The organism is Epibacterium ulvae (genome assembly GCF_018678075.1).
In the GTDB taxonomy this organism is placed as follows: domain Bacteria; phylum Pseudomonadota; class Alphaproteobacteria; order Rhodobacterales; family Rhodobacteraceae; genus Epibacterium; species Epibacterium ulvae_A.
The window spans coordinates 1-4,317 of record NZ_JAHHIR010000052.1; the positions used below are offsets into that span (position 1 = coordinate 1).

The 4,317-nt window shown below is 53.7% G+C and carries 5 protein-coding genes, 1 tRNA gene and 1 pseudogene; 6 read left to right on the forward strand and 1 reads right to left on the reverse strand.

Features of this window, described 5'->3' with window-relative positions; translation table 11 throughout:
* The 3 genes from KMP13_RS13305 to KMP13_RS13315 form a co-directional block, all read left to right on the forward strand.
* On the forward strand, positions 1–426 hold a 426-nt coding region (locus tag KMP13_RS13305), incomplete at its 5' end, for a flagellin (protein ID WP_285895545.1).
* Positions 423–1,526 carry a flagellar basal body P-ring protein FlgI gene (locus KMP13_RS13310; RefSeq protein ID WP_215266329.1) on the forward strand — a complete coding sequence of 368 codons (1,104 nt, stop codon included), beginning with the start codon at positions 423–425 and terminating at the stop codon, positions 1,524–1,526. The genes KMP13_RS13305 and KMP13_RS13310, both read left to right, overlap by 4 nt.
* Before the next feature lie 151 nt (positions 1,527–1,677).
* Entirely contained in the window at positions 1,678–2,364 is a 687-nt protein-coding gene (locus KMP13_RS13315; protein WP_215266330.1) for a fumarylacetoacetate hydrolase family protein, read from the forward strand.
* A gap of 3 nt (positions 2,365–2,367) precedes the next feature.
* On the opposite strand, the gene KMP13_RS13320 is transcribed toward KMP13_RS13315, so the two are convergent.
* Positions 2,368–3,393, reverse strand: coding sequence for a LacI family DNA-binding transcriptional regulator (locus KMP13_RS13320; RefSeq protein ID WP_215266331.1), 1,026 nt, complete (start codon positions 3,391–3,393; stop codon positions 2,368–2,370).
* Positions 3,394–3,577: 184 nt separating this feature from the next.
* Between KMP13_RS13320 and KMP13_RS13325 the strand changes: the two genes are divergently transcribed.
* The 3 genes and pseudogenes from KMP13_RS13325 to KMP13_RS13335 all read left to right on the forward strand — a co-directional run.
* Positions 3,578–3,654: transfer RNA gene (locus KMP13_RS13325), tRNA-Arg, on the forward strand.
* Between the two features lie 152 nt (positions 3,655–3,806).
* Positions 3,807–4,076, forward strand: coding sequence for a hypothetical protein (locus KMP13_RS13330; RefSeq protein ID WP_251363854.1), 270 nt, complete (start codon positions 3,807–3,809; stop codon positions 4,074–4,076).
* A pseudogene (locus KMP13_RS13335) lies at positions 4,027–4,317 on the forward strand (IS481 family transposase); the annotation flags it as partial. The gene KMP13_RS13330 and the pseudogene KMP13_RS13335, both read left to right, overlap by 50 nt.

Genomic DNA, 4,317 nt, shown 5'->3' on the forward strand with positions numbered 1-4,317 from the left:
AAAAAAAAAACAGTTGACGTTGGTACCAATGATGAAGTTGAGTTGGACGTCTTGGCCACCGACGACGCGTTCAAGCAAACTTTTAAGTCTTTTGCACTTGCAGCGCTAACGGTTGAACCCGGTGTGACATTGTCGGATGAGGCGACACGCGAATTGGTAAAACGCACAGGAGAACATCTGTTTGCCGCGAGTGATGCCATAATCTCTCGCAGGTCTGACGTCGGATTTATGGAAGAGCGTATCGAAAATGCACGGACGAGAAACGAAGCGCAGATCACCAGTCTTTCGATAACAAAAAACGAAATGCTGGAAGCAGATCCTTATGAAACCTTTTCCAAGTGGGAAGAAGCTCAAAACCAATTGGAAAGCCTCTATGTAGTCACACAAAGATCGTTTGACCTGACGCTATTGAGATATTTGTCATGATGAAATCCCTACGTTTCCTGGTTTTTTTGCTCTTGGTGCCAATGGCTGCGCATGCAAATGCCATTCGGTTAAAAGATCTGGTTGAATTTGACGGTGTGCGTGGAAACGATCTGGTTGGCTACGGTCTGGTTGTTGGATTGAATGGCACGGGCGACGGTCTCCGGAACTCTCCGTTTACCGAAGAGATCATGACCAACATTCTGGAACGTCTCGGAGTCAATGTGACGGGTGAGCAATTTCGACCAAACAATGTCGCGGCGGTTTTTGTAACCGCAAGCTTGCCACCTTTTGCTCGGGTCGGCTCCTCACTGGATGTCACGGTGTCAGCAATTGGTGACTCAAACAGTCTATTGGGCGGCACTCTGATTATGACGCCGCTTAATGCGGCGGACGGTCAGATCTATGCGGTGGCGCAAGGGACGATCCTGGCCGGCGGCGCAGTCGCTGAAGGCGATGCGGCAACTGTGACACAAGGGGTTCCGACGTCAGGGGTGATCCCATCAGGCGGGCGGATTGAGCGGGAAATTGAATTTGACCTGTCTTCGCTGTCGACTATGCGCTTGGCATTGCGCGACGCTGACTTCACGACTGCGAACCGGATTGAACGGGCGATCAATGCAGAATTTGGCCGAAACGTCGCGCTCATGCGTGATTCGGGCACGGTAGAGGTCGACATCCCCCGCACAAATGCCCGCTCTACTGCGCATGCAATTGGTCGGATGGAAAACATCCTGGTCGAACCTCAACGCAAAGCCCGCGTTGTTGTGGACCAGCGTTCCGGTACAATTGTCATGGGAAGCGACGTGCGGATTTCACGAGTAGCCGTTGCGCAGGGCAATTTGACGCTTCGTATCGAAGAAGCCCCGCTGGTCGTGCAACCCAACCCCTTTACGGATGCCCAGCCCGTGGTTGTTCCACGCACTGGTGTCGGCATTGAAGAAGAGGAAAACGTGCAGCTTGCCGAAGTTCCCGAAACCACGTCCCTGTCCGAAGTGGTGTCTGGCTTGAACGCTTTGGGTGTTTCTCCACGCGATATGATCGACATATTGAAGAGCCTAAAAGCCGCCGGAGCACTGCATGCAGAGTTCCTTGTTCGTTAACGCTTGCGTGGAAAAACTCTCGTCGAGAAAGAGGTCAGTGATTGCCTCCTTTTTGTTTGCACAAAGATGCGCATGTTGCGTTTGCCTTTGCACGTCTTGCTTCGAAATTGCAGGGTGGTTGCGACACTGCTGACTTTGGAACCTTACGCCTATGACCCTGGTTTTTGACCTCCCAGATCCATTGACCTTACCCATTCAATTCTCGGATCGTCGCTTCCCGGTGGGACGTATTTTCTGTGTGGGACGTAACTATGCGGCGCATGCAGCCGAAATGGGCAACGAGGTGGATCGCGAGGCACCGTTTTACTTTACAAAATCAGCAGCCAATGCGGTGCAAACCGGAGCCGAGGTTCCATTCCCACAAGGCACAGAAGATTTTCACCATGAAGTTGAGCTGTTTGTTGCCCTTGGACAATCCGTGGGCAGTTCTGACGAGGACCCTTTGGATGCCGTCTCGGGCTATGGCTGCGCATTGGATATGACACGCCGAGATTTGCAAATCCGAGAACGCAAAAAACAACGGCCCTGGGACCTTGGGAAAGATCTGGAAAACGGCAGCGTTTTGGGGAAAATTACCGCGTGCAAAGATTGGGTAGGACCGGGCGGTCAATCGATTTGGCTCGACGTGAATGGTCAGCGACGACAAGCGGGAAATTTGGACGATATGGTGTGGTCCATTGCTGAACTTCTGCGTCACCTATCCGGGTTTTACTACCTGCGGGCGGGCGACATCATAATGACCGGCACCCCGGCCGGTGTCGGGGCGGTAAACCCCGGTGATGTCATAACTGGCGGAGTGACTGGTTTGTCGGATGTCAAGCTGACGCTGATGCCTTGAAATCTACCAGCGTTTCAACGTATCGCCATAGTCGATGGTCGGTGTCAGCGTGACGTGCTTTTCGATCTCGGCATCTGGGTTGTCCAAACGCGCGGCGATGATTTCAGCCGCTTTGCGTCCAATTTCCTGCCGACAGGCATCCATCGTTGCCAAGCGCCGTGGTAACCCGTCCAAAAGCTCAACACCGTTGAAGCCCGCCAGGCCGATTTCGCGGGGGATATCAACGTTCTGTTCCAACAGATATAGCAGACCACCAGCGCCGATCATGTCATTGGAATAATAGACAAAATCCAAATCCGGCGAGCGTTCCAGCATTTCTTGTGTCATTTCCCGCCCTTTGGCGAGCGCGGAACCACCGGAATAAAACGCGCGATCTTCGATTTCGACGCCCTCTTTTGCCAATGCTTCCGTGAACCCTTCAAAGCGTTTGCGGGCACGATGGTCCAAGGGCATTTTGGTGCCCATAAAACCGATGTGCTGAAAGCCTGCTTTGAGGATCGCTTTCGCCATTTCACGACCCGCGCGACGGTGTGAAATACCAACCATGGAATCTATCGGTGTGCCATCTGTATCCATGATTTCAACCACCGGAATTCCGGCCGCGGCCAGCATGGCCTTGCTAGCGTCGGAATGTTCAAGGCCTGCAATGATCACGCCGGACGGCCGCCAGGACAGCATTTCATAGAGGACCTTTTCCTCTTTCTCCGGTTGGTAATCGGTCACCCCAACAACTGGCTGCAAATCGGTGTTTTCCAATACGCGATTTATGCCGGTCAAAACTTCCGGAAAAACCATGTTGGACAACGATGGAATGATAACGCCGACAAGGTTCACGCGGCTGGAGGCAAGTGCGCCTGCAATTTTGTTCGGCACATATCCAAGCTCTTTGGCAGCGGCGAGGACTTTTTCTCTCGTCTTTTCAGATACATCACCCCGGTTTCGCAAAACCCGACTTACAGTCATTTCTGATACGCCGGTCGCTTCTGAAACGTCGCGAAGAGTGAGAGGACGATGTGTGTCGTGCGTCACGCTGAACCTGCCTTTTGTTAATTGTTGAAACAACGTTACCTCACGCAACTGTCAAAGCACAATGGGGCGTGTAGGCGCAGATGCACTCCATTTGAAACGACAGGTTTTAGCCCAGGCATGCCATTTGTCGGGCCGTTACATAGATTGACTTGGCCCCGCAGGGTGAACTAGGCAAACGGGTAGTGGTCCCGTGGCTCAACTGGATAGAGCAGCCCCCTCCTAAGGGGCAGGTTGCAGGTTCGAATCCTGCCGGGGTCGCCAAAAACACCTATAGAATATAGCTTATTTACAGGGTTTTGTGCAGGAGCGTGCAGAATGTCTCGTGAGCTTTCGCGCCGAATTCTGCTGAAACGGCAGAAATCTCGTGCAAATCCTGTATAATCCGCACGTCTTTGCGCACTTGGGGCCTTCCAGTGAGTTGGCGGGGCGCGAACACATGCGCGGAACGCAAGTTCGGCAGCGCAACGCGCAAGCGGATCATCATGTTTCTGGCGGAAAAAGCCTCGGATGATGGCTCTGGCATCTGGTGTTCGAAAGGCACGATCCAGCGGCATACGGAGTTGGGCGAGACGACAGTCAAGCGGACGATCCGGGAATTCCTGAAGGAAGGCATCCTTATCGAGACCGGAACCCGGGATCACCCCGAAGACGGTTGCCAAGTGGCGAAAGCGCGAGACCGTTGAGGATCGCAAAACAGGCCCGAAAGAGCTGCGCTCAACCACTCTCAGCCAAGCCGAGGAGGCCATGATCGTCGCATTTCGGCGGCATAGGCTGCTGCCGTTGGATGATTGCCTCTATACGCTCCGGCCCTCGATCCCGCATCTGACCCGGTCAGCGCTGCATCGGTGTCTTCAGCGGCATAGCATGTCGCGCTTGCCGGATGTCGAGGGCGACAAGCCTAAGCGGCAGCAGCTCAAGCGCCAC